This window comes from Mumia sp. Pv4-285, from assembly GCF_041320275.1.
Lineage (GTDB): Bacteria > Actinomycetota > Actinomycetes > Propionibacteriales > Nocardioidaceae > Mumia > Mumia qirimensis.
Genome location: NZ_CP162023.1, coordinates 222,074 through 247,881 on the forward strand (window position 1 = coordinate 222,074; position 25,808 = coordinate 247,881).

13 protein-coding genes and 1 tRNA gene are annotated in these 25,808 nt (G+C 70.2%); 7 read left to right on the plus strand and 7 right to left on the minus strand.

The features are described from left to right. Positions 1–49 precede the first annotated feature (49 nt). Positions 50–8,317, plus strand: a complete 8,268-nt coding sequence (locus AB3M34_RS01025; RefSeq protein ID WP_370617222.1) for a choice-of-anchor D domain-containing protein — start codon at positions 50–52, stop codon at positions 8,315–8,317. Positions 8,318–8,441: 124 nt separating this feature from the next. On the opposite strand, the gene AB3M34_RS01030 is transcribed toward AB3M34_RS01025, so the two are convergent. After that, entirely contained in the window at positions 8,442–10,277 is a 1,836-nt protein-coding gene (locus AB3M34_RS01030) for a phosphoenolpyruvate carboxykinase (GTP) (protein ID WP_370617223.1), read from the minus strand. A gap of 345 nt (positions 10,278–10,622) precedes the next feature. Here AB3M34_RS01030 and AB3M34_RS01035 point away from each other — a divergent pair, with 345 nt between their 5' ends. Then, complete coding sequence (locus AB3M34_RS01035) at positions 10,623–13,721, plus strand: fibronectin type III domain-containing protein (RefSeq protein ID WP_370617224.1); 3,099 nt, start codon at positions 10,623–10,625, stop codon at positions 13,719–13,721. Between the two features lie 89 nt (positions 13,722–13,810). Here the strand turns inward: AB3M34_RS01035 and AB3M34_RS01040 are convergent, their stop codons facing one another. Beyond that, entirely contained in the window at positions 13,811–15,694 is a 1,884-nt protein-coding gene (locus AB3M34_RS01040; protein WP_370617225.1) for a hypothetical protein, read from the minus strand. Between the two features lie 165 nt (positions 15,695–15,859). Between AB3M34_RS01040 and AB3M34_RS01045 the strand changes: the two genes are divergently transcribed. Beyond that, positions 15,860–15,932, plus strand: a tRNA-Arg gene (locus AB3M34_RS01045). Positions 15,933–16,006: 74 nt separating this feature from the next. On the opposite strand, the gene sigJ is transcribed toward AB3M34_RS01045, so the two are convergent. Then, positions 16,007–16,909 (minus strand): RNA polymerase sigma factor SigJ, encoded by a 903-nt coding sequence (gene sigJ, locus AB3M34_RS01050; protein ID WP_370617226.1) that lies wholly within the window; start codon positions 16,907–16,909, stop codon positions 16,007–16,009. Between the two features lie 157 nt (positions 16,910–17,066). Here sigJ and AB3M34_RS01055 point away from each other — a divergent pair, with 157 nt between their 5' ends. Further along, a complete protein-coding gene (locus AB3M34_RS01055; RefSeq protein ID WP_370617227.1) occupies positions 17,067–17,414 on the plus strand; it encodes a DoxX family protein in 348 nt (115 codons plus the stop codon). 107 nt (positions 17,415–17,521) lie between these two features. Further along, on the plus strand, positions 17,522–19,369 hold the full coding sequence (locus AB3M34_RS01060) for a phosphoenolpyruvate carboxykinase (GTP) (RefSeq protein WP_370617228.1): 1,848 nt from the start codon (positions 17,522–17,524) through the stop codon (positions 19,367–19,369). Between the two features lie 106 nt (positions 19,370–19,475). On the opposite strand, the gene AB3M34_RS01065 is transcribed toward AB3M34_RS01060, so the two are convergent. Next, positions 19,476–21,680 carry an N-acetylmuramoyl-L-alanine amidase gene (locus AB3M34_RS01065; RefSeq protein ID WP_370617229.1) on the minus strand — a complete coding sequence of 735 codons (2,205 nt, stop codon included), beginning with the start codon at positions 21,678–21,680 and terminating at the stop codon, positions 19,476–19,478. Between the two features lie 173 nt (positions 21,681–21,853). Beyond that, positions 21,854–22,756: an aldo/keto reductase gene (locus tag AB3M34_RS01070; protein ID WP_370617230.1), complete on the minus strand. Its 903-nt coding sequence runs from the start codon at positions 22,754–22,756 to the stop codon at positions 21,854–21,856. Positions 22,757–22,849: 93 nt separating this feature from the next. Between AB3M34_RS01070 and AB3M34_RS01075 the strand changes: the two genes are divergently transcribed. Beyond that, the gene (locus tag AB3M34_RS01075) at positions 22,850–23,425 is read left to right on the plus strand and encodes a GNAT family N-acetyltransferase (RefSeq protein WP_370617231.1); all 576 of its coding nucleotides are present in this window, start codon (positions 22,850–22,852) and stop codon (positions 23,423–23,425) included. 9 nt (positions 23,426–23,434) lie between these two features. Here AB3M34_RS01075 and AB3M34_RS01080 read toward each other — a convergent pair whose 3' ends face one another. After that, the gene (locus AB3M34_RS01080) at positions 23,435–24,166 is read right to left on the minus strand and encodes a hypothetical protein (protein ID WP_370617232.1); all 732 of its coding nucleotides are present in this window, start codon (positions 24,164–24,166) and stop codon (positions 23,435–23,437) included. Then, entirely contained in the window at positions 24,163–24,834 is a 672-nt protein-coding gene (locus tag AB3M34_RS01085) for an excisionase family DNA-binding protein (RefSeq protein ID WP_370617233.1), read from the minus strand. The genes AB3M34_RS01080 and AB3M34_RS01085 overlap by 4 nt, the downstream gene beginning before the upstream one ends. A 102-nt stretch (positions 24,835–24,936) precedes the next feature. On the opposite strand from AB3M34_RS01085, the gene AB3M34_RS01090 reads away from it, so the two are divergent. Then, positions 24,937–25,806 carry a haloalkane dehalogenase gene (locus AB3M34_RS01090; protein WP_370617234.1) on the plus strand — a complete coding sequence of 290 codons (870 nt, stop codon included), beginning with the start codon at positions 24,937–24,939 and terminating at the stop codon, positions 25,804–25,806. Positions 25,807–25,808 lie beyond the last annotated feature (2 nt).

A 25,808-nucleotide genomic window follows, 5' to 3' on the forward strand; every position in this document is an offset into this window, starting at 1 on the left:
GCGCTTCATAGTCTCGCGTCATCCCTCCGGCCCAGTCTCGGGAGCAGTCTTGAACAACGTCGTTCGTTCGCCCCGCCCGCTTGCCCTCCTCGTCGCCTTCGTGCTCATCGCCAGCACGCTCGCACTCGCCCCCGGACTGGCCGACCCGGCCTCCGCAGCGCCGACCGCGACCAAGTGCGCCAAGTCCGGCCGCTGGCTCGCGCAGTACTACAAGGGCACCGCCTTCAAGGGCCGCCCCGTCGTCACCCGCTGCGAGAAGCGTGTCGCCGCCTCGTACCCGGCCAAGCGCAAGCCGTTCTCCGTGCGCTGGTCCACGACGCGCACGCTGAAGGGCTCGTACGAGGTTCGCGCCCGCGCCGTCGGCAAGGCCACCTTGCGGATCGACGGCCGCACGGTTGCCACGACGACGAACGGCCGGTACGCCGCCGGCGTGCGCAAGCTCCGCAAGGGCAAGCACACGATCGAGGTTCGCTACGTCAAGAGGTCCGGCGCCGGTTCCGTCGCTGCCGAGTACGTGAAGGCTCCCGACCGCAAGGCGCCCGCCACGCCGACCTCCGTACGACCGGTGGCCGGCGATCGTGCCGTGGCCCTGACCTGGAGGGCTTCCTCGTCCCTCGACCTACGGGGCTACCGGGTCTACCGCAACGGCCGCCTGATCCGCGAGGTCAGCACGCCGCGCTTCACCGACACCCGACTGACCAACGGCACGGCCTACACGTATGCGATCAGCGCGGTCGACCACCGCGGCAACGCCTCGCGCCTCAGCGGTGCGGTGCGCGCCATCCCCCGCGACCGGGTCGCCCCCAGGACCCCCGCCGGGTTCGTCGCCGACGCCGGTGACGGCAAGGTCACGCTGACGTGGAAGAAGAACGCCGAGTCTGACCTCGCCGGCTACGTGCTGCGCCGCACCGGCGGCGGCACCGCAAAGAGCTGGAGCCTCGCCAAGACCACGACGACATCGACCGACTCGAGCGCGGTCAACGGCACGACGTACGTGTACTCCCTCGTGGCCCGCGACACGTCGGGCAACTCCTCGTCGCCGGCGCTGCAGGGCGCGACGCCGATCGACAAGAGCGCGCCGGCCACGCCGACGGGTCTGACAGCCTTCGGTGGCGACGGCGAGGTCGCACTGAGCTGGACGAAGAACACCGAGCCCGACCTCGACGGCTACGTCATCACCCGGACGCGCGCGGACGGCACGGGCGTGGTGGTGGAGATCGAGGCCGGCGTGGACGCCACCACGCTCACCGACACGAGCGCGGAGAATGACGTCGCCTACCTCTACACGATCCGTGCGGTCGACGGACGCGGCAACGCCTCGGCTGACTCCATGCCCGTCCCGGCGACACCGAAGGCCGACGTCCCGGACGACACGACCCCACCCGCAGCTCCGAAGGGTCTTGCCGCCGAGGCCGGCGACGGCGAGGTCGCGCTGAGCTGGGACGCGAACGGTGAGCCCGATCTCGACGGCTACACGGTCTACCGCAAGAGCGGCGCCGGGAGCTACATCGCGATCGGCGAGGTCGCCGGCGGCACCGCCGCGTACACCGACGAGGACGCCGAGAACGACACGCTCTACACGTACGCGGTCGCCGCGTTCGACGAGAGCGGCAACACCTCGGAGTTCAGCAACGAGGCCACGGCCACACCCACCGACACCTCCCCGCCGGCCACGCCGGCGACCCCCACGGCGGTCGCCGGTGACGAGCAGGTCGCCCTGACGTGGACCGCGAACACCGAGAGCGATCTCGGCGGCTACCGCGTGTACCGCTCCGAGACGGCAAATGTGCCGACGACCGGTGACGGCATCGCGGGTGTGGTCCCGACGGCGAGTTTCGCCGACGAGTCGGTCACGAACGGCACGACGTACTACTACGTCGTCGTCGCGGTGGACACCCACGGCAACCGGTCGGCGGCTTCGGGCAGCGCCTCGGCCACGCCGGTCGACACCACGCCGCCGGCCGCGCCGACGGGACTCACCGCCGCGGCGACCGAGCGCCAGATCGCGCTCGACTGGGCTGACAGCACGGCGCCCGACCTCGACCACTACGCGGTCTACCGCTCCGGCGGCGCCGCGGGTCTCGCCGCCGAGGACACGCCGATCGCTGAGGTGGACGACTCCGAGTACGTCGACACGACCGTCGAGCCCGGCACGGCGTACGCGTACTGGGTGGTCGCCGTCGACGCTGCCGGCAACCCGTCTGCTGCGTCCGAGACGGTCGACGTCACGAGCGTCGAGCCCGCGCCCGAGCCGGTCCACCAGAAGTTCGTGTTCCAGTCCGCGTCCGGCCCGGGAGTCTCGGGCTACACGAAGCAGACCGGCACCGCCTGGAGCGACGCGGCAGGCAACGGCTTCGTCCGCCAGGACAGCCTGAGTGCTGCCACGCACGTGCCGCTCGACATGACGACCAACACGCGTTTCCGCACGCGGCCGTCGCCCGTCACTGCGCTGCAGAACAGCCTCGTCCACCTGCAGTACGCCGACGCCACCCCGCCCCTCACCGCTGGACAGAACACCGTGCCGGGCGCCTTCGAGATCGCCGTCCCCGACGGCTGGTACGCCGTGAAGGTCTCGGTCGGCGACCAGGGCGGGGCCAACGGCTGGGACAGCACCCACGTCGTGAACGTCGAGGGTGAGAAGGCGATCGACGCCTTCAAGAGCTCGGCGGCGAAGGAGTACGAGACGGGTACGGCGACCGTCGAGGTCATCGACGGACGGCTCACCGTCGACGCGCTCGGCGGCACCAACACCAAGATCAACTACGTCGAGGTCGACAGCACCGACGAGCCCGAGCCGCCGGTCGACGTGGACGAGAAGTACGTCTTCACCACGGCTGCGGACAACGCGGTCCCGACCGGCTGGACCAAGAACGACGGGTCCGCGTGGACGAGCGGGTCGGGCATCGGCTGGGTGACCCAGGCGAGCCTTGCGACGGCGACGCACGAGCCGGTCGACCTCACGAAGAACACCCGCGCCCGGGCCCGTACGGCTCCCGTCACGGCACTCCAGAACCGGCTTATCCACATGCAGTACGGGGACGTGCCCAACGGGACGGACGCCAACGGCAACAAGACTGCGGGCGCCTTCGAGCGGGCGGTGCCGGACGGCTGGTACTCGGTCACCGTCAGCGTCGGCGACCAGATGGGCGCCACCGCGTACGACAGCCTGCACACGATCCGCGCCGAGGGCGTCACGATCGTCGGCGGCTTCCAGGCGACCGCGGCCAAGGAGTACGAGGTCGCGACCGGTGTGGTCCACGTGACCGACGGTCGCCTCACCATCGATGCCATCGGCGGCACGAACACCAAGATGAACCACCTGTCGATCGTCACCACCGAAGCGCCGAGCGAGCCCGACGTGCACCGTGCGGTCCGCTTCGCCGACGAGGCCAGCGCCCCGCCGGCCGGCTACCTCAAGGACTTCGGTGAGGCGTACGGTCTGCGGACCGGGGCCGGCCAGGGCACCGGGCTCGCGTACGGGTGGCTGCGCCTCGGCACGGTCGACCCGCTGAGCATCGTCGGCAACGGACGCAACCGCCTCGACGGCAGCGCGGGCTCGGCACCCGCCGGGACACCCCTGCTGCGAGCCGGCACGATCCACATGCAGCTGCCGGACAACGCGAGCCAGGGCGTGAAGATCCCGGCCTACTGGGAGATGGCGGTGCCCAGCGGGTCGTACCGTGTCGAGGTCTCCGTCGGCGACGCCGGTACCGCGATCGACTCCGTGCACTGGCTGAACCTCGAGGACCAGAACGCGATCGCCGGGTACGTCCCGACGGGCGCTGCAGGATCTGCGACGAAGCACGCGACTGCGACCCGTACGGTCAACGTCACCGACGGCCGGCTCACCATCACCCCGACGGGCGGCACGAACACCAAGATCAACTGGGTGACGCTCGACAGCGTCGCTGGTGCGTCGCTGCGGCCGTCGGTGCGCAAGTCGACACCGGCCAACCTCGCCACCGGCGTCTCGCCGACCGGCAGCGTCGTCAGCGACCTGAACCTCGTCGGCGGCGGTGTCGCACCGGCGTCGCTGCACGGCGGCACCGTTCGTCTGGTGAAGGTCTCCGACGGCAGCGCGGTCGACGGCAGCGCTCTGACGAGTGGCGGCGCGGACACGATCAACTTCTCGCCCACCGCGTCGCTCGCCGACAGCACGGCGTACCGGCTCGAGATCACCGACGGCGTGAAGGACGTCGACGGTCGCGCGTTCCTCCCGTACTCGATGGTCTTCACCACCGGCACGGGCACGACGCCTGCTGGTCCGATCGCGTTCGCCAAGAGCGACTCCGGTGCACCGGCCGGCGGGATGTACACGTCGGTCGTCAAGGGACCGGACGGCAAGATGTACGCCGGCTCCATCACCGGTGAGATCTATCGCTTCGACATCCAGGCCGACGGCACGCTCGCCAACCGGCAGACGATCAACAGCGTCAAGAACTACTCGAACGGCGCAGCCAGCGGCGACACCTACAACAAGGGCACGCGCACGGTCATCGGCCTCGCGTTCGACCCGGCGTCGACCGCGAACAACCTGATCCTGTGGATCAGCGACAACGCGCCGTACCTGGGGACGAGCAACGTGCCCGACTCGAGCGGGCGCATCGCGAAGCTGACCGGCGCGAACCTGGAGAACTACCAGGCGATCGTCTCCGGCCTCCCGCGTTCGGTGAAGGACCACGAGGCCAACTCGGTCGCGTTCGGGCCCGACGGCGCGCTGTACCTCAACGTCGGTGCGAACAACGCGATGGGTGCCCCCGACGGAGCGTGGGCCAACCGCGAGGAGCGGCTGCTCTCCGCGGCGGTCCTGCGGCTCGACCCGGCCAAGCTGCCGACCGCCGCGCAGCTTCCGGTGAACGTGCGGACCGGCGACGCCGGCCCGTACAACCCGTTCGCGACCGACGCCCCGCTGGCGCCGTACGCGACGGGCGTCCGCAACGCGTACGACCTGGTGTGGCACAGCAACGGACACCTCTACGTGCCGACGAACGGGTCCGCTGCGGGCGGCAACGTCCCCGCCGTCCCGGACACGCTGCCCGCGGTCTGCGCGAACCGTCCCGACGGCGGCTACACGGGCCCGAAGGTCGCGGCGCAGACCAGCAACCCCGAGGAGACGGACTACGTCTTCGACATCAAGAAGGGGAAGTACTACGGGCACCCGAACCCGTCGCGCTGCGAGTACATCCTCAACAACGGCAACCCGACCGCCGCGAAGGACCCGTTCGAGAACTCGAAGTACCCGGTGGGGACGCAGTCCGACCCCAACTACGCGCTCTCCGACGTGTACGACGCAGGGCTGCACGCCAGCGCGAACGGCGTCATCGAGTACAAGAGCAGCGCGTTCGGCGGTGCGCTCAAGGGCAAGCTGCTCTACGTCCGCTACAGCAGCGGCCGCGACATCGTCTCCTTCGACGTCGGCGCCGACGGCAAGCTGTCGAACCGCAAAGAGGCGCTGAGCGGCACGACCAACCTGCAGCAGCCGCTCGACCTCACCGAGGACGCGGCGACGGGCAACATCTACGTCACGCAGATGACCGACAACCCGGCGACGACGTCCATCGCGCTGCTCAAGCCGCAGGGCGGCAACGGCGGTCCGGGAGCGGAGGTCTCGCCGCGGGTCGTCCTCAGCGGGCCGGTCAACGTCACGTCGCCCGCCGCGACGGCGAAGGTGACCAACACCGGGTCGCAGACACTGACGATCCCCGCCGGCGGCCTCGCGCTCACCGGCTCCGACGCGACGGCGTTCATGGTCACCACGCCCAACACCGCGCCCATCACGGTCGCGCCGGGCGGGTCGACGACGATCGCCGTCACGTTCCGTCCCACGTCGGTCGGCGTGAAGTCGGCCTCGCTTCAGATCACGACCGACGCCGGCGCGCGGACCGTCGTGCTCCGCGGCCTGGCAGCGGCCGGGCTCGGCGGATCCAACGAACCGTCGCTGCAACGCATCATGGACACGCTGCAGATCCCGATCAACGTCGGCGACACCGATCCGAGCAACGCGTCGATGCCGTCGACGCAGGGCCTGATCGGTGACGAGATCGCGGCGCAGCGCTTCCAGAAGGCCGCGTTCGACTCGCCGATCAGCATCACCCCGCTGGCGGCGTACGGACCGCAGAACAACGATCCGGCTGTGCACGTCGGCTGGTACGACGCCGGGCAGCCGGCGAGCCTCCACGCGCAGTTCTCGATCAAGGCGTCCGAGGCGCAGGGGCTGATGCTCAACCCGACCGGATCGACGACCAACATCGACCCGGGCGAGGAGAACGTCTTCGGGTTCTACTCCGAGTGGCCGTACTTCAGCGGACGCAAGGCCTACACCGAGGACGCCCTCAACACGTGGGACGCAGCACTCCCGCACCACCTCCGCGTCTATCCGTACAAGAACGCCGACGGGTCCGTCGAGCCGAACGCGTACGTGGTCGCGACCGAGGAGGTGCCGGGCTCGCCGTTCGACAGCCAGGACATCGTGCTGCTGGTCCGCAACGTCAAGCCGTACGTCCCCGCCGAGGCGGAGGGCGCGGTGCTCAGGGCCGTGAACGCCGACCCGGTGCCGTTCGAGGACCAGATCGCGTTCAACCGGATCCAGGCCCCCTTCGACGGGAGCCAGAAGGTCGCCGACACCGGCACCGTACGGATCAGCAACCCGGGGACCGCGCCGCTGCAGGTGACCGGGCTCCCCGTCACAGGCCAGTTCGAGCTGGTGAACGCGCCGTCGCTGCCGTTGACGGTCGCACCCGGTGCGACGCGAGACCTGACCGTGAAGTTCGTCGCGCAGTCGACCAAGGTCCACACCGGCACGCTCACCGTGCAGTCCAACGCCGAGACCAATCCCGTGCAGGTGATCCAGCTCGGTGGCCTCTGGCAGTCGCAGAGCGAGGGTGGTCAGGAGCCGAACCTGTCGCAGATCGCGAAGGCGTTCGGCATCGGCAGCAACATCCCGAACGGGTTCTCCAGCAAGGGTGAGTTCGCGCCCATCGGCGACGAGGTCCTCTCCCCGTACTGGTCGCGCATCGACACCACCAAGCCGGTGGCCGTACGGCAGCTCGCCGGGTTCCACACCTACCCGAACGGCGCCTCGCTGCGGTGGCAGAACAAGACTGGTTCCCTGGGGAATCTGTTCGGGATGGGCGGGCAGTACGCGCAGTCGCTGCTGCCTCGCAACTCGAACAACGTCGGTGCCGCACCGGCTGCGGGCTCGTTCACTCCGGGGACTTCCTTCGGCTTCGCCGTCGACGGCGAGCACGGTGATCGCACCAAGAACAACGAACAGGTCGACATCGAGAACGGGTGCGTCGCCCCCTGCGGCCAGCACGTTCGCCTGTGGCCGGTCAAGGACCGTACAGGGGCCCTGGTCCCAGGCACGTACGTGCTCTCGATGGACTACGCGGGGATCAATTACGACTACCAGGACAACGTCTACCTCGTCAGCAACATCCGGCCCGAGGTCATCACCGCGCCGCAGGTGGTCGCGACCCCCGGCAACAACAAGGTGACGCTCTCGTGGGGACGCAACCCGTACGACGTGGGTGTCGGCTACCGGGTGTGGCGCGGGACGACCGCCAACTTCACCGTCAACGACGCTTCGCTGATCAGCGGGCCGACCTCGACCGCTCCGATCTCGGCGACGACGTTCACCGACAACGCTGCGGTGAACGGGACGACGTACTACTACGTGGTGCGCGCCGTCTACCAGGGCCTCGGCAACTCCGAAAACGGCACCGCCTCGGCGACCCCGACAGCGGCTGCGCAGACGGTCGACGTCAAGGTCGACTTCGGCAACGAGGCCGCGACGCTCCCGTCGGGCTACCTGAAGGACTTCGGTCAGGCCTTCGGTGCTCGCACGCGTCCTGACCAGGGCACCGGGCTGACGTACGGCTGGCTCGGTGAGAGCACGTTGCAAGCGCTCGACCTCTCCGTCGGCGGCACGACGGGCCCCGGGAACGGGCGTTGGCGCAAGTCGGTGCAGCCTGACCTCCGGCTCGACACGTTCATGCACATGCAGGCCGACGACGTGCCGAACTTCAACGGGACCCCGTTGCCGGGACGCTGGGAGCTCGCGGTGCCGAACGGCACGTACGCCGTCACCGTGGCCGTTGGCGATCCCAACGTGGGCTCCGACCCGGAGATCCACACGCTCAACGTCGAGGGGAGGAAGGCGATCGACGCGTTCGCACCGACCGGCGCGGCGGGCAGCGCGACGCGGCACAGGACGGCGACCGTCCAGGTCACGGTGAACGACGGTCGGCTGACGGTGGACGCACTCGGGGGCACGAACACGAAGATCGACTACGTGGACGTCGCCAGCGTCGGCTGATCGGTCTCGATCGCTTCGCGCCTCGACCAGCGGGGTTGGGGCGCCTCGACCATCGCAACTCTGGGCAGCACGACGCCCCACCACCTGCGTGAGGGGCGGGGCGTCGCGCGGGGGTCGTTGGTGGCTACGCCTCCAGGCGCGCCTTCAGTCCGTCGAGCTCGGTCCAGAGAACGGCCGGCAGCTTGTCGCCGAACTTCTCGAACCACTCGTTGATCTGCGGGATCTCGGCCTTCCACTCGTCGACGTCGACGGCGAGGGCCTTCTCGAGCTGCTCGTCGGTCACGTCGAGGCCGTCGGTGTCGAGTGCCCCCGGCGCCGGCACGAGGCCGATCGGGGTCTCGACGGCGTCGACCTTGCCCTCGATGCGCTCGACGACGTACTTGAGCACACGGCTGTTCTCGCCGAAGCCCGGCCAGAGGAAGCCGCCGTCCTCGTCACGTCGGAACCAGTTGACGTAGAAGACCTTCGGGAACTTCGACTCGTCGTTGTTCTTGGCCATCGAGATCCAGTGGCTGAAGTAGTCACCGGCGTCGTAGCCGATGAACGGCAGCATCGCCATCGGGTCGCGGCGGACGACGCCGACCGCGCCGGTGGCGGCAGCCGTGGTCTCCGACGAGAGCGTGGCGCCCATGAAGGTGCCGTGGGTCCAGTCGCGGGCCTCGGTCACCAGCGGGATCGTCGTCTTGCGCCGACCGCCGAAGAGGATCGCGTCGATCGGGACGCCGTTGGGGTCGTCGTACTCCGGCGCGAGGATCGGGCACTGGCGGATCGGGGTGCAGAAGCGGCTGTTCGGGTGCGACGAGAGCTCGTCGGACGCGGGCGTCCAGTCGCGGCCCTTCCAGTCGGTCAGGTGCGCGGGGGCGTCCTCGGTCATGCCCTCCCACCAGATGTCGCCGTCGTCGGTGAGAGCGACGTTGGTGAACACCGAGTTGCCCTGGGCGATGGTGCGCATCGCGTTGGCGTTGGTGTCCCAGCCGGTGCCCGGCGCGACACCGAACAGACCGAACTCGGGGTTGACGGCGTACAGGCGGCCGTCGGCTCCGACGCGCATCCAGGCGATGTCGTCGCCGAGGGTCTCGACCTTCCAGCCCTCGATCGTGGGCTCGACCATCGCGAGGTTTGTCTTGCCGCAGGCGCTCGGGAACGCGGCGGCGACGTACTTGACGTCACCCTCCGGCGAGGTGAGCTTGAGGATGAGCATGTGCTCGGCGAGCCAGCCCTCGTCGCGGCCCATCACCGAGGCGATGCGGAGCGAGTAGCACTTCTTGCCGAGGAGGGCGTTGCCGCCGTAGCCGGAGCCGAACGACCAGATCATGCGCTCCTCGGGGAACTGCACGATGTACTTGGTGTCGCTGCAGGGCCACGGGACGTCGGCCTGGCCCGGCTCGAGCGGGGCGCCGACGGAGTGGAGCGCGGGGACGAAGGACGCGTCGGTGGCCTCGATCTTGTCGAGGACCTCGCGGCCGACGCGTGCCATCACGCTCATGGACGCCACCACGTAGGCGGAGTCGGTGATCTCCACGCCGAACATCGGGTGGGCGGAGTCGAGGTGACCCATCACGAACGGGATCACGTACATGGTGCGGCCGCGCATCGAGCCGTCGTACAGCTCGATCATGAGCTTCTTCATCTCCGACGGCGCCATCCAGTTGTTGGTGGGACCGGCGTCGGCCTCGTCGACGCTGCAGATGAAGGTGCGGTCCTCGACGCGCGCGACGTCGGTCGGGTCGGAGGCGCACCAGAAGGAGTTCGGCTTCTTGGTCTCGTCGAGTCGGACGAAGGTGCCGGCCTCGACGAGGTCGTCGGTGAGGCGGGTCCACTCGTCGGGGGTGCCCTCGATCCAGGTGATCGAGTCGGGCTTGGTCAGCGCGGCGACCTCGTCGACCCAGGCCTGGAGCTCGGCGTGTGTCGAGCGGTAGGAGGTCGTCACTGAGTCGTACGTGGTGGTGTCTGCGGCCATGGTGTGTGTAGTCCTTCTCGCATCGCGATTCAAGCGTGTTGATCGCACTGCCTGATCCATCCTGTGGACGGGCAGCTGATGTGGATAGGTGGTCGCGGCCCGCGCGATCTCAGCCGGGAACCGGTCCGAACCACGCGGGTCGTGTGGTCAATGTATGCCCCGTGTCGCCACATCCATGAGTTCGGGTCCAGGGAAGTGAACTAAGTCACAAAGGGCCTCTGACCTGCGGTTTTATGTTGATTGAACCCACAAATGCGTGGACGCTCGTGTCGCCCCAGGTCACGGCGTCCCGGCGGCACCTTTCGCCGCGCGTGCTGAATATTGGAAGTTCGTGAGACACCGGTCATGCCCGGCGCTTACGGTTCCCGTACGACGTCCAGCCAGCCCCAGCTCGGGAGAGACCAGGTGATCCACGTCCTCAGGCGTGCACGCACGCTCGGCGCCATCGTCGGTGCCACCCTGGTCGCGAGCCTGCTCGTGCTGGTGCCGGGTGCCTCCGACCCGGCCTCTGCGGCGTCCGCGGCGCCGACCGCGGCGTCGTGCGCGAAGTCCGGACGCTGGCTCGCCCAGTACTACAAGGGCACCTCTTTCACGGGCAAGCCCGTCAGGAAGCGGTGCGAGAAGCGCATCGCCGCCTCGTACCCCGCCAGCCGCCAGCCCTTCGCCGTGCGGTGGAGCAGGACCCGCACCATGAAGGGCTCGTACGAGCTGCGTGCTCGCGCCACCGGCACGGCCACGTTGCGCATCGACCGGCGGAAGGTCGCGACCGCGTCGCAGGGTCGGTACGCCGCCGCGGTGCGCACGCTGCGCAAGCGCAAGCACACCGTCGAGGTCCGCTACGTCAAGGGTGTCGGCGCCGGTTCCGTCCACGCCCAGCTCGTCAAGGCTCCCGACCGTACGCCGCCGGCGAGGCCGGGCGGCCTGCGTGCGGTCGCCGGTGACCGGGCCGTCGCCCTCGCGTGGAAGGCCCCGAGGGCGATCGACGTGCGCGGCTACCGCGTGTACCGCGACGGGCGACTGGTCCAGCAGGTCGCGACCCGGGCCGTCACCGACATCGGGCTGACGAACGGCGTCGCCATGGCGTACGCCGTCGTGGCCGTCGACCACCGCGGCAACGCGTCGCGGGCCGCGCGTGTCAGCGTGACGCCCAAGGACCAGGTCGCACCCCAGACCCCGACCGACCTCGTCGCCACCGCCGGTGACGGCACGGTCGCGCTCCGCTGGGACCAGGGTGCCGCGAGCGACCTCTCGTCCTACGTCCTCCGCCGCTCGGGTGGTGGAGCCGACAAGACGTGGACGCTCCCGACCTCGGCGACGAGCGTGGTCGACGCACCTGTCGTCAACGGCACGGTGTACGCGTACTCGCTCGTCGCCCGCGACACCTCCGGCAACACGTCGGCGCCTGCGCTTGCCGGAGCGGTGCCGGCAGACGCCGCCGCGCCATCGACACCTGCGGGCTTCGAGGCCATCGGCAAGGACGCCTGCGTCGAGCTGAGCTGGACCGCCAACACCGAGAGCGACCTCGCCGGCTACGTCATCACCCGCATGCGCTCCGACGGGATCGGCGCGCCCGCAGAGTTCGCCCTCGGAGCGGGCGCCACGCGGTTCTCCGACACCAGCGCCAAGAACGGCGTCGCCTACGCCTACACGATCGTCGCGCGCGACACCTCGGGCAACCGCTCGGGCGGGTCGACGGCCCCGGCGACTGCACGCGACATGGTCCCGCCGGCGGTGCCGCAGGGGCTCGCGTCGGCTGTCGACGACGGCGCGGTCGTGCTGCGCTGGACGGCTCCCACGGACGACACCGCCTCGTACACGGTCTGGCGGTCCGACGACGGCGACGAGTTCGTCAAGATCGGTGTGGCGGTCGGTACGGCGCCGACGTACACCGACCACGACGTCGCCGAGAAGGTGCTGTACCGCTACCGCATCGTCGCCGTCGACGGTGCCGGCAACGTCTCCGCCCCCTCCGGACCTGCCGACGTGACGCTGCCCGACACCGATGCCCCCGAGACGCCGCGGGGCCTGGCGGTCGAAGCCCGCGACGGCCGCGTCGAGCTCACGTGGACGCCGAACGGCGAGGACGACCTCGCGGGCTATCGCGTCTACCGGTCCGTCGCCGGCGCGCCCTCCCAGGAGCTCGCCGACCTGGGTGCCAGCGCCGCAGGCTTCAGTGACGTCGACGTGGTCAACGGCACCACGTACACGTACGCGATCAGCGCCTACGACGACGACGACAACGAGTCGGGTCGTACGACCGGTCGCGCCGCGACGCCGCTCGACCGCGCCGCTCCGGCGGTGCCCTCGGGCCTGGCGGCCGAAGCCGGTGAGGGACAGGTGGCGCTGCGCTGGAACGCCAATGCGGAGGGCGATCTCGCCGCGTACGTCATCGTCCGCACCGGCGGTGCTGGCGACCCGACGCAGTTCCAGGTGGATGCGGGCACCGCGACCTACGTCGACACGACGGCGAGGAACGGCACGACCTACGCGTACGTGATCCACGCGCGCGACCGCGTCGGCAACGTGTCGGCTGCGTCGCTGCCCGTGACGGCGACCCCGCAGGACGTCACCCCGCCTGCCGTTCCGCAGGCGTTCGCCGCCGTCCCGGGCGACCGCGAGGTCAGGCTGAGCTGGGACGCCGGCACGGAGGACGACCTTGCCTCGTACACGCTCTTCCGGGCTGCAGGGGCCGGAGCCCTTGCCGAGCTGGCGACCGTCGACGGGACGGTCACGGCCTACACCGATGCGGCTGTCGTGAACGACACGCGCTACCGCTATGCGATCGCCGCGACCGACGCCGCCGGCAACGTGTCGGTCGTGTCGGCGGAGGTCGCCGCTGCGCCGACCGACCTCACGGCGCCGGCGCCACCGGCGACGCCGACCGCTCGTGCCCGTGACCGCGAGGTCGCGCTGGCGTGGACGGCCAACACCGAGCGCGACATCGCCGGCTACCGCATCTACCGTGCAACCACCCCCGACGTGCCGATCGTCGGCAACGGCATCGCCCGGCTCCTGCCGACGCCGGCGTACACCGACAAGGACGTCGCGAACGGGACGACGTACTACTACGTCGTCGTCGCGGTCGACACCCACGGCAACGTGTCTGCTCCCTCGGGAAGCGTGGCCGCCACTCCAGAGGACGTGACGCCGCCCGCCGAGCCGACCGGGCTGGTCGCTCTGGTCGCGCGCGGCGCCGTCGCACTCGACTGGGCCGACAGCGACGCGAGCGATCTCGACCACTACCTGGTCTACCGCGTGACCGTCGGCGGAGAGCCGCCGCTCGGCGACGAGCCGCCGCTGGCCGAGGCCACGGCTTCGTCGTACGTCGACGCAGAGGTCGGCGCCGGCACCTCGTACGAGTACTGGGTCGTCGCCGTCGACACGGCCGGCAACGCCTCCGCGGCCTCGCTCACCGTCGCGGTCACCACGCCCGCGCAGGAGTGACTCGCAGTCCGGCGGGGGCGACTCGCGCCTGAGATGACGCAGGGCCCGCACCCCGGTGGGGGTGCGGGCCCTGCCTCGTACGCCGTCGGTCAGCGCTTCTTCGGCTTGCCGTAGACCATCACCGGCACCATGACGTCACCGCTGACGACCGTGGCGGTGGCCTTGCGTGCCTTCTTCTCGACGGCCTTTCGCCCGCTGCCGAGGCTCAGCGACGCGAAGACGTCGTTGCCGTGCTCCGCCCGCGACATCGCCGAGAGCAGACCGGGGAGCGACGTCACGTCGCTCATCGTCTCGTACTCCTCGTCGGCGTACTCGTCGTAGTACATGTCCTCGAACTCGTCCTCGTAGTCGTCCGACGAGCCGAAGGAACCACCGCTGACGGACAGGATGCCGATCGGCGACTTGAACTTGCGCCGCGGCACCGCGACGTTGAGCCGCACCGTCTTCGTCGCCACGCCTGTCGCTCCGGTCTCGCGCTTGAGCACGGCGCGCAGCTTCAGCGTGCCGCCACGACGCACGAGCAGCGGAGAGGACGCCTTGACCCGGGTCCAGCGACCGAACTGCTTCGCCTCGACACGCGAGATCGCGTACGCCTGGTAGCCCTCGGTGATCGAGGTCGACTCGGTGGCGCCGAGGATCGTCACGTCCTCGAACCCGTTGGACAGGATCGATTCGATGTCGCCGGCGAAGGCCTCGGCGGCGCCCGCCGAGACGTCGAACCGGTCCGCGCTGATGTCATTGCGCGTGTACGTCAGGACCTGACCGTTGGAGCGACGCAGCTTGATCGCGCGGTTCGTCCGGACGACGCCGCCGAACATGCCGTCGGTGAGCGTCATGCTGTCCATCGTCGACTGCATGCCGGCGACCGTTGACAGCCAGTCAGGGGACAGCACGGTCGTGGAGGACGTACGGCTGCGGGTGCCGACGCGGTTCGTCGTACGGACCGCGGTGCCGGTCGGTGCGGCGCCGAGGCCGCCGACGATGGCCGTCAGCCGGTCCTGCGTGATGGTCCCGATCGGAGCCCCGATGTTGGCGATCTTGAAGGAGCCGTCGTAGTCACGCTCGACGTAGACGGAGTCTGCGCCGTGCAGGGAGAGCCTGGTCTTGCCGAGCCAGTCCATCGGGTGGCCGAACCCGTAGACCTTCGTGCCGCAGACGGCGGTCGTCGTGCCGACACCGGCGAGCGGGAAGGATCCGTACGCATAGCCGGCGGCGAGGTTGGATCCGGCCGAGACGCCGATCCGCGTGGAGCTGGTCTTGCTGCTGCTCGACCCGTTGCGGAAGGTGACGTTCTTGAGCCGGGCCTTCTTGGCGATCGCCTTCGCGGACGCCGGCGAGAATCCGGCGGGGATGGTGACCGGGGTGGGAAGACGGCGCATCGCGCCGGTCGACGCCTGCGGGCTGGCACCGGTGGCGCGCATCGAGGCGGCGACCTTGGTGGGGATCGCAGCAGCGGCAGAGCCTGCAGCGTACGACCCGGCGCGATAGAGGTCGGCGGCCGGCGTCACACCGGCGTAGTCGCTCGGCGCCCACGACTGGCCGTACGCGACCGCGCCGACGAGCCGTCCGTCGGCCGCGTACAGCGGGGTGCCGGACATGCCGGACCAGATCCCGCGATCGACGGCACCGTTGGCGTCGGTGATCCGCGAGCCCTTCATCTTGAAGATCAGCATGTCGACGCCGGGCGCGATGCCGTCGTCGATCGTGCCGACGTACTCACCGCTCACGACGTCGGGCGTCGTGCCGGAGGTCACGGTCAGGCCCTGGACGGCGGTGCCTGCGGCCGTGGTCGTCGCGCGTACGAGGCCGGCCGGCGGGTACGCGGCGGGACACGCGGACCCGATCACGGGCGCCGAGGCGGGATCGTCGGCGAGTGCCGGGCCCGTCGCGGCGAGCGTCGCCGCCGTGACGGCGATCGTCGCGGCAGCCACGATCGTGAGGGTGCGCCGCCGGGCGGGCGCAGGTGCGGTCATGTCTACCTCATGGAGTCGGGTCGGCGGCGGGGGATTGCCGACAGTCGGTGAAAGATATCCTCTCGACGGGGTCGCGCGGGCCCGATCGGACAGACTGGGGAACCCGATTTCGGTCTTCGCGAGCGACCCGCTAGAGTAGGTGTCGCTTCGCCAGTGGCGGGGCAAGCGCTCGTAGCTCAACGGATAGAGCATCTGACTACGGATCAGAAGGTTAGGGGTTCGAATCCCTTCGAGCGCGCAGAACGACGAGAGGCCGGACCCCTGCTGAGGGGTCCGGCCTCTCGTGCTTCTCGGGTCTCCGGGGTGGCGGCGTCAGCCGAGCACCGCGCTCAGGTCGAGCGCGTCGAGGCGGTCCGGGTCGGCGAGGACGTCGATGGCGGCGATCTTCTGGTCCACGATCGTGAAGGCCATCACCACCTGCGCCTTGCGCTTCGGCACCACCAGCAGGCCGGGCGCGCCGTTGACGAGGACGCGGTGCGTGAACGGGGCCAACGCCTCGGCGCCGCGGGCCTGCGCGGCGACCTGCTGGGCCCCGCGCAGCGTCAGCGTCAGCTGAGGTCGGGCGGTGCCGCCGTCGGAGCGCAGCACCACGTCAGGATCGAGCACCGCGACGAGCGCGTCGAAGTCGCCGCCGCGGGCCGCGGCCAGGAAGGCGTCGACCACCTGACGCTGGCGAGCCAGGTCCGGGTCCGGCGTCGGCGCCTGGCCGCGTACGCGCCGGCGGGCACGGCTGGCGAGCTGGCGTGCGGCCGCGGGCGAACGATCGAGCAGCGACGCGATCTCCTCGAAACCGACCCCGAACATGTCGTGCAGCACGAAGGCCAGCCGCTCAGCAGGGCTGAGTGAGTCGAGGACGACGAGCAGGGCCATGCCGACGCCGTCGGCGACCACCGCCGACGCCTCCGGGTCCACGCCCGGGTCTGGGCTGACGACCGGGTCGGGCACGTGGACCAGGGACTGCTCTCGGCGCTGTCGCCGGGTCCGGAGCTGGTTGAGGCAGACCCGTGACAGGACCGTCCGAAGCCAGGCGCCGATGTTCTCGACCGACTCGGTGTCGGCCCGGCTGACCCGGATCCAGGTGTCCTGCACCGCGTCCTCGGCGTCAGCGGCGGATCCGAGCATCCGGTACGCCACCGCGCGCAGCTGTGGTCGGTGCTGCTCGAAGACCTGCTCGAGCCAGCCCTCAGGGTCGGTTCGTCGGTCGGGCTCGGTCACGGTCCTCTCCCCTCAGCCGGCGTTCTCATCAGCAGGACCCGCCGGCCGTCGCGAGTGTGACACGTCACGTGCGGATCGGTGTCACACCTCAGAGCCGAGCCGGGACATCCCTTCTGAAGGACACCACCAGGGTGGTCCCGCAAGGAAGGACATCATCATGAGCACGGTCGCAGTCGTCATCGTGGTCCTTGCGTCGGCCTGGATCGGCTTCTCCGCGTACGGGGTGCTCGCGCGTCGCGCCTTCGTGGTCGACAACCTTCGCCAGTACGACGTCCCGGAGCGTTGGTGGCCTTGGCTCGGGCTCGCCAAGGCACTCGGTGCCGTGGGCCTGCTCGTCGGCCTCGCGGTTCCGGCGGTCGGCGTCGCGGCCGCGGTCGGTCTGGCGCTGTACTTCGTCGGCGCGATCGTCACCGTTCTTCGCGCCCGGAGGTTCACCCATCTCCCGTTCCCCGTGCTCTACCTCGTCCCGGCGGCGATCGCGGGCTGGCTTCTCGCGGCGGCGTGATCGCTCGGGAATGATGCCCGCAGCAACAAATCGGGGTCGCCATTCGCGGCCAGAATCAAGGGGTACTCTCAAACGCACCCGCTGCCCAGCGAAAGGACGCGCAACAAATGGCCGACCCCGAAAAGGCGATGGACGAAGCCGGCCTCACGAACCCGCAGGTCCGTGAGTACGTCCGCCACTGGGCAGAGTTCACCGGAGCCGACCGGGTCGAGGTCGTCAGCGCCGCCGACGACGCACGCCTGATCGAGGAGGCTCTCGACGCGGGCGAGCTCGAGCCTGCGGGCACGGGGCGCTACTACTCCCGCAGCTACCACAAGGACACCGCGCGCTCGGAGGAGCGCACCATCGTCGCGACGAGCGATCCGAAGGACAAGGGCGTCTACAACAACTGGCGCCCCGCCGACGAGATGCGGCCGCTGCTCGAGAGCAAGATGCGCGGCGCACTGGCCGGCAAGACGATGTACGTCGTCCCGTACCTCATGGCGCCTCCCGGCAACGCCCTCGCACCGTGGGCTGCCGGGGTCGAGCTGACCGACACCCGCACGGTCGTGCTCCACATGATCCGCATGGCGCGCGTCGGCATCGACCACGTCAACACCCTCGAGGACCCGGACAGCTTCGTCCGCGCGGTCCACGTGACCGGCGAGCTCGAGTCCCTCGGGCACGGCACGCCTGATGACCAGCGCTACTTCGTCACGGTCGCCGACGAGCGTACGATCCTGCACTTCGGCTCCTCGTACGGTGGCAACGCGCTGCTCGGCAAGATCGCCCACGGCCTGCGCCAGGGTGCGTACGACGGGTGGGACTCGCGCAAGTTCCTCGCCGAGCAGTACATGCTGATCGGCATCCACGACAAGCAGACCGGCGAGACCCACCACATCTGCGGCGGGTTCCCGAGCGCGTCGGGCAAGACGAACCTCGCGATGATGCTGCCGCCGGACGCCCTCGGCGACCGCTACCACGTGTCGTTCTACGGTGACGACATCGCGTGGCTGTGGGTCGACGAGAAGTCCGGACGCCTCTACGGCATGAACCCGGAGTACGGCGTGTTCGGCGTCGCGAAGGACACGAACGAGACCACCAACCCCACGGCGCTGCACTCCATCGACGAGGGCACGGGCGCGATCTTCACCAACGTCGCCTACAACCCGGTCACGCAGGAGGTCTGGTGGGAGGGGCGTACGCCGGAGCCGCCGGCCGACCCCACGGGCTGGCTCGACTGGATGGGCAGCCCGATCGCCGACCGCGAGCCCGGCGACGACTCGCCCTGGGCGCACCCGAACAGCCGCTTCACCACCACGCTCGACAACGTGCCCAACATCGCGCCCGACTACAGCGCGCCCGAGGGCGTCCCGATCGACGCGATCATCTTCGGCGGCCGCACCCGTGACCGCGAGCCGCTGGTCCGCGCGATCGACGACCTCGCCGAGGGCGTGTACGACGGCCTGACGCTGGGCGCCGAGGCGACCTTCGCGGCGGAGGGCGTCGAGGGCCAGCTGCGCTACGACCCGATGTCGAACCGTCCGTTCATGGCGTACGGGGAGGGTGACTACGCCCGCCACTACCTCGACGTCGTCGGGGCCGCGTCCGAGCAGCCGATCTTCGCGCACGTCAACTGGTTCCAGCGCGATCCGGAGGACGGCCACTTCCTGTGGCCCGGCTACCGCGAGAACCTGCGCCCGCTCCTGTGGCTGATCCAGCTCAAGAAGGGTGAGGTCACCGGTCGCCAGACCCCGGTCGGCATCATCCCGACCGAGGACGAGCTGCTGCTCGAGGGGCTCGACATCGCCCCCGAGGACCTCAAGACGATCCTCTCGATCGACGTCGACCGCTGGCGCCAGGAGATCGGCTTCCGCGAGGAGCACCTCGCGCAGTTCGAGAACATGCCCGAGGAGATCTGGGAGGCGCACCGTCGCGTCGCGGCTGCGCTCGCCGACGAGGCCGCACAGGGCTGACGGGCTGTCCCGTTTCCCACGCTCCGTGGCAAACGCCCCTCACGCCCCGCAGGTTCGCGGGGTGCGAGGGGCGTCTGCGTGGGAAGCGTGGCAGACGCCGCCGGAGCTAGTGCTTCACCTTCCCGGTCGGGAGTGACGGCGCGATCATCGGGTGCAGCGTCGGGTCGTCCACCGACACCACGGCGACCACCCGCTTGCCGGCGTCGGACGGCTTCAGCGTGTACGTGTACGACGTCGCGTCGGCGACCTTGCGTCCACCGACGAGCCACGTGTAACCGAACCCGTGGACCTCGCGCGACCACGAGCCGTTGCTGACCGTGAGCGTCGCTCCGACCTTCGGCCCGCCGGTGATCCTCGGCAGCCTGGTCGGGATGACCGCCCGCTTGCCCGGGTCCGTGAGGGTCACGTCACCGGCCTTCACGAAGACCTGCTTGTGGGCGTACCAGAGCTGGTAGTACTCCAGCTGACCCTTCACGACCGTGCGGTCGTCGGGGATCGACCCGTCGAAGGTCTTCGCGTAGTAGTAGTCGGTCTCGACGTCGTCGTCGCTCACGGCGTACGACTGGCCGACCCCGAGCGTGTACTCCAACGGGGCGATCGCCTGGACCGGGATCGCGTACGGCGCGTACGCCTCGGGCTCCGGGTAGGCCCGTCCGAAGATCGGCGCCGCCGTCGTCGGCGACGTGACCGTGACCGTCTTCGCGGTCGTACGGAGCACGACCGGCTTCGCGGCCGGGTTCTCGATCCACACCAGCGAGCCCGCCCACCAGACGCCGAGCCAGCCGTCACGCACCTCGGCGACGACCAGCTTGTGCCCGGACTGGATGCGAGCGCTGATGTCGCTCGCGTACGTCGTCCCGGCCGAGCCGTCCGGCTTCCAGCCCGGATCCTTGGCCAGCGGCGCGTCGGCGGACGGCGCCTGGCGGGCGACGACGTAGTTCGTCCCCTGCCCGACCACGCAGTCTCCGGAGCCCGGCGAGGCCTGCTGGCACCCGGTGACGGGGTTGACGTTGCCGGCGTATCCCGAGCGGACCTCCACGACGTCGCCGGCCTTCACGGCGGCGGTGTTCCTCGCGGACTGCCCGATCGGTGCGTCGATCAGGTCGAAGTAGTGCTCCCAGTCCCAGTACGGCCCCGGGTCCCAGTGCACGCTCCTGGTCGCACCGGCGGTGATGCCGGGGACCTGGTCGTGGCCGATGATGTGCGCCCGGTCGAGCGGGATGTCGTGCTCCTCGGCGAGGTAGCGGACGAGCTTGGCTGACTGCTCGTACATCGCCTCGGTGAACCAGCCGGCCGAGCCCGCCCAGCCTTCGTGCTCGATGCCGATCGAGTGCGCGTTCACGTACCAGTTGCCCGCGTGCCAGCCGACGTCCTTCGGGTCGAGGTGGTTGGCGATGTGGCCGTCGGACGAGCGGATCGTGTAGTTCCACGCGAGGTACGTCGGGTCGGTGACGAGACGGATCGTGGGGTCGTACGCCGTCTCCGTGTCGTGGATGACGATGTACTTGATCTTCGGCCCGCCGGGTCCGGTGCGGTCGGCCTTGTCGTGGTTGCCGTAGTTGCCGGTGCTGTCGGGATCGGTGGGGTTGCCCTTCGCGTAGCCGGCGGGGATCCACTCGCAGCCGAGGTCGACGGGGCAGTCGGTCTCGGGGTCGCTCGTCGTCGTGTCGGGCACCTCGATGCTCGGGTCCGCCTCCAGCGTCACCGCCTCGCCGCTCGACGTCACGCGGGACTGGCCCGTGCGCAGCGTCGTCAGGACCTGGCGGGTGAAGGTCGCCGCCGAGCCGAACTGCGCGATCGCGCCGCTCCACTCGTCGACGGGAGCACCGGCGTCGAGACCGTCCGCGTACGAGGACGTGAGGGCCGCGGCCGCGCAGAGGTTGGCGCGGTCGTCGCTGCGGACCGTCGGGACGTCGAGACCGGTCAGATCCGAGGCGCGCTCGAGCTGGCTCGTCGTACGGCCGTCGCCGTCGCTGCCCTTGCCGACGGCGTCGGGCACGGCGGTGGTCGACGACCGGAGGTTGAACATCCCGTAGCCGCCGTCGTTGCTGGCCTGACCGTCGTGGCCCTCCCAACGGGACTGCATGTAGGACACGGCCTTGAGCACGTCGGCGGGGACGTCGGCCGATCGGGCGGCGGCGTCGAACGCCGCATCGAGCGTCGGGGCCGCGAGGACTGGGGCGCAGTCCACGGCCGGTGGGTCAGAGGTCGGTGTGGCTGAGGCCCACGAGGCGAGCGCCGTCGGGAGAGCGGTCAGCAGCAATGCCGTCGCGCTCCCGGCGAGGCCGACTCGTACGAGTGAGGATCGCACGCGAGTGGCTCCTTCCGCCGCCCGATGGGTTCAGGCGGATCCCTTGCATGCAAGCGCACGAAGGACTGGTTGCGCTATGCGCCGTATCAGCCTGTGGGATGAAGATTTGTAACGTAAGGATGTTTGAGACGTCGATCATCCTCTAGTTGGCGGCGTTTCGCGATGAAGATCGGTCACGCATCAGTTGGCGACGAGAGGCGCGCGAGCTCGTCGGGACTGAGGCGGAGTGCAGCCGCGGCGACGTTCTGCCGGAGGTGGTCCGGGTCGCCCGTGCCCGGGATGGCGAGCACGTGAGGTCCCTGCTGGAGCGTCCAGGCGAGCCGCACCTGCGCCGGCGAGACGCCGTGGGCCGACGCGACCGTGAGTGTCGCGTCGTCCTCGGCGACAGCGGCGCGGCCGCGCTCAGCACCTCGTCCGGCGACGGCGAAGAACGGGACGAACGCGATCCCCATCTCGCCGCAGGCTGCAAGGAGGTCGTGTTCGTTCTGCGACGCCCCGACGCCGAACCGGTTCTGCACGCAGACCACCGGCGCGATCGCGCGGGCCTCGTCGAGGTGCGTGCGGTCGACCCCGGAGATGCCGATGTGCCGGACGAGGCCGGCGTCGCGCAGCTCGGCGAGCGCACCGACGTGCTCGCTGACCGATGCCAGGATCGGCATCCTGCGGAAGTTCACCAGGTCGAGGTGGTCGCGACCGAGCTGGCGAAGGTTCTCCTCGACCTGGCCGCGAAGCTGGTCGGGGCGGGCAGGCGGGAGCCATCCGCCGGACGCGTCGCGTCCCGGGCCGACCTTGGTGGCGATGACGAGGTCGTCCGGGTACGGCGCGAGGGCGGAGCTGATCATCTCGTTCGCCGAGCGGGTCGGTGAGAAGTAGAAGGCGGCCGTGTCGATGTGGTTCACGCCGAGGTCGATCGCGCGACGGAGTACCTGGATCGAGCGGTCGCGATCGCTGGGGACACCGAGGTCGAACGCGGCGCTACCGGTCAGGCGCATCGCGCCGAAGCCCAGTCGGTTCACGGTCAGGTCGCCGAGCTGCCAGGTGCCTGCTGCGTCCGCGGAGATCGTCGTCGGGGTCATCGCAGGAGTCTGGCACGCGCGACCAGGCGGATCGCGGCGACCGGGGCCGAAACTGCTTTGCCTTCGTCGTTGGCACCTGGTTGGCTCGCTCGCGTGACGACACCCGACATCGCGTGGCCTCGTACGACGGCGCGCCTGGAGCTGCGCCTGCCGACCGAGGCGTCGCTCGACGAGGTGCTCGTGTGGCGCAACGACCCCGCCGTGACCCGCTGGCTCATCCGGACCGTCGTCGAGCCCGAGTCCTTCCGCAAGACCTGGCTCGCCAGCGTCGACGACCCGAACGATCACGCCGTCGTCGTGCACCTCGACGGCGCCGCAGTCGGCATCGCGTCGCTCGAGGTCCGCGACGGGGTGGGTCAGCGCGAGGGCAGCGAGCCCTGGCACGGCGTCGAGGGATCGCTCGGTTACACGTTCGACGCGGCGGTCGCCGGTCGGGGTTTCGCGACCGAGGTCGCCACGGCGTTGCTCGACCTCGCGTTCACCGACCTCGGCCTGCTGCGCGTCACCGCGGCCTGCTTCGCCGACAACACCGCGTCGTGGCGCGTCATGGAGAAGCTCGGCATGCGGCGCGAGCAGCACGGCCTCCGCGACTCGTGGCACGCCGAGCTCGGGTGGCTCGACGGCTACACCTACGGCATCCTCGCCGAGGAGTGGCGCAGTCGTCGCTGAGCAGCGCGCTCAGCCTGCTGGCGAGCGCTCGACCGTGCGGGACAGCCGGGCCAGGCCGTCCGGAGCGCCGTCGATCATCGTCGTGGCGAGGTGGTTCTGAGCGACGGGGACGGCCTCGCGGACGTACTTCGCCTCGCCGTTGGAGAGCTCCGCGCCCCGCAGGTCGCGAGCGGTGAGCATGGACGCGAGGAGCGCGATGTCGTCGAGGTGGCGCTCGCGGGCCGGGTCGACGGTGATCGAGTACGCGGCGGCCTTGATCACGAGCGCGCCGAGCAGCGTCGGCCGGCGTACGGTGCCGGTCGTCGAGCCGACGGTGACCTCCACAGCCTCGGAGCGGCGCAGGGCGTAGATCGCGCCGGGCGTGGCGAGGCCCGGGTAGCCGCTCGCGCCCGCGCTGCGGCCCGGTTGACCGGTGAACGCGGGGATCAGCACGTCGATCGTGGCCGCGCCCCGCACCCATCGGTGCTGCTTGCCGCTCGCGGTGAGGCCGCGCGGCTCGAAGTCGGCCTCGGCGAGCGCGGACGTCACCGTCATCAGGATCTGGGGGTGGCCGCGGACGTCGAGGACGGCGTCGACGTCGGGGGTCGACCGGTAGGGCTCGACGCCTCGCTCGGCGCAGTGGAGGTGGACCATCTGGCCGCCGACCAGGGTCCACCCGTCCGGGACGGTCCTGGCGAGGTGGAAGAGCCCGAGCCAGGACTCCTCCTGCTGGGCGCTCATCACGGGTAGCGCGATGCTCACGGGGACACCTCCTGACCTCCCGACGGCGCGAGCCGGACGAGCTCGTTCGCACGAGCGCTCTCGCGGGATCCTAGGTGCTCGGCAAGGTCCGTTGCCAGGACCGGCCACGCCGTCGTGTCGGGCACCACGGTGGTCACGTGGAGGACGACGTTGCCGTCCTGGCGGTCGGCCGGCACGAGGAAGTAGTCGTCGACCAGGCTGGGGACGTCGGACGGGACGGCGTACGCCTCGAACGTCGCGCTCACGATGAAGCTGGTCTCGGCGCTCACCCCCGAGGGGCGGAGGCGTGCGTCGTCGCGGAGATCGGCCAGGTCGCCGGCGGCGACGCGGAACTCGGCGCGCTCGGCTCGCCGTGCCATCCACGCCCTCAGCAGCGCGGCAGGATCGTCCGCCGACCACAGACGCTCGGCGTACGTGCGCAGGCGAGCGCGCTCGGTCGACGCGACCGTGGGCTCGACGCCGGCGAGCACGTCGAGCAGCGCCCACGCCATGCGCGGGGAGAGCGGCCGCGAGCTCCGCGGCGCCGCCAGCGGGAGACGTGCGGGGTCGATCGCCCACTGGGACCCGACTCTCACGGCGGGCAGCGTGCCGTCCTCGATGCGCTGCTGCACGCGTCGAGGGCTGATGGCGAGGCGTTCGGCCGCCTCGCGCACACCGATGAGGGCCACAACACAAGCCTACGCGATCACGAAGGCAAGTGTGCGCTCATCTAAAGAATTGCCCGTGTCGACGTCGAGCATCAGCATTGGTGATACCAACGAATTTGCCCGATGAGAGGCGGCCGGATGCCGACGATCGAGATTCTCGAGTCCTACCTGCACTACTCCGACACCGGCGATGGCAGGCCGATCGTCTTCCTGCACGGCAACCCGGCCTCGTCGTACATGTGGCGGCACGTGCTCCCCGCGGTCGGCCCGGCGCGGCTGCTGGCGCCGGACCTGATCGGCATGGGTGGCTCGGGCAAGCCGGACATCGCGTACCAGCTCGCCGACCACGCGTCGTACCTCGACGCCTGGTTCGACGCACTCGGACTCGACGACGTGACCCTGGTCGGCCACGACTGGGGCGGTGCCCTGGCGTTCGACTGGGCGAGCAGGCATCCCGACCGGGTGCGCGGCATCGCCTTCTTCGAGAGCATCGTGAAACCTCTCGCCGCCGAGGATCTCTCCGCCCAGGCGCTCGAGCGCAGGCGCACGATCCTGTCGGAGAAAGGCGAAGCGCTGGTGCTCGGCACCGACTTCTTCACCCGGACCGCCTACACCGGCGGCGTGCTCGATCCGCTCGACGAGGACCAGCTCGCCGTGTACCTCGAGCCCTTCCCGACACCTGAGACACGGATCCCCGTCCTCGCCTGGGCGCGGCAGATCCCGGTGGGCGGCGAGCCCGCTGCGGTGATCGAGCGCATCGAGGCGTATGACGCGTGGCTCGCCTCCAGCCCCGAGGTTCCGAAGCTCCTGCTGACCTTCGACGGCTCGCCGACCCTGCTGATCGACGAGCAGACGGCGCGATGGTGCCGCGAGAACATCGCGGGTCTCGAGACCGTCCACGTCGGAAGCGCCGGGCACCACGCCGGGGAGGACCGCCCGAAGGAGATCGGCGTCGCGATAGACGCCTGGCTCGAGAGGCGCGGTCTTCGCTAGCG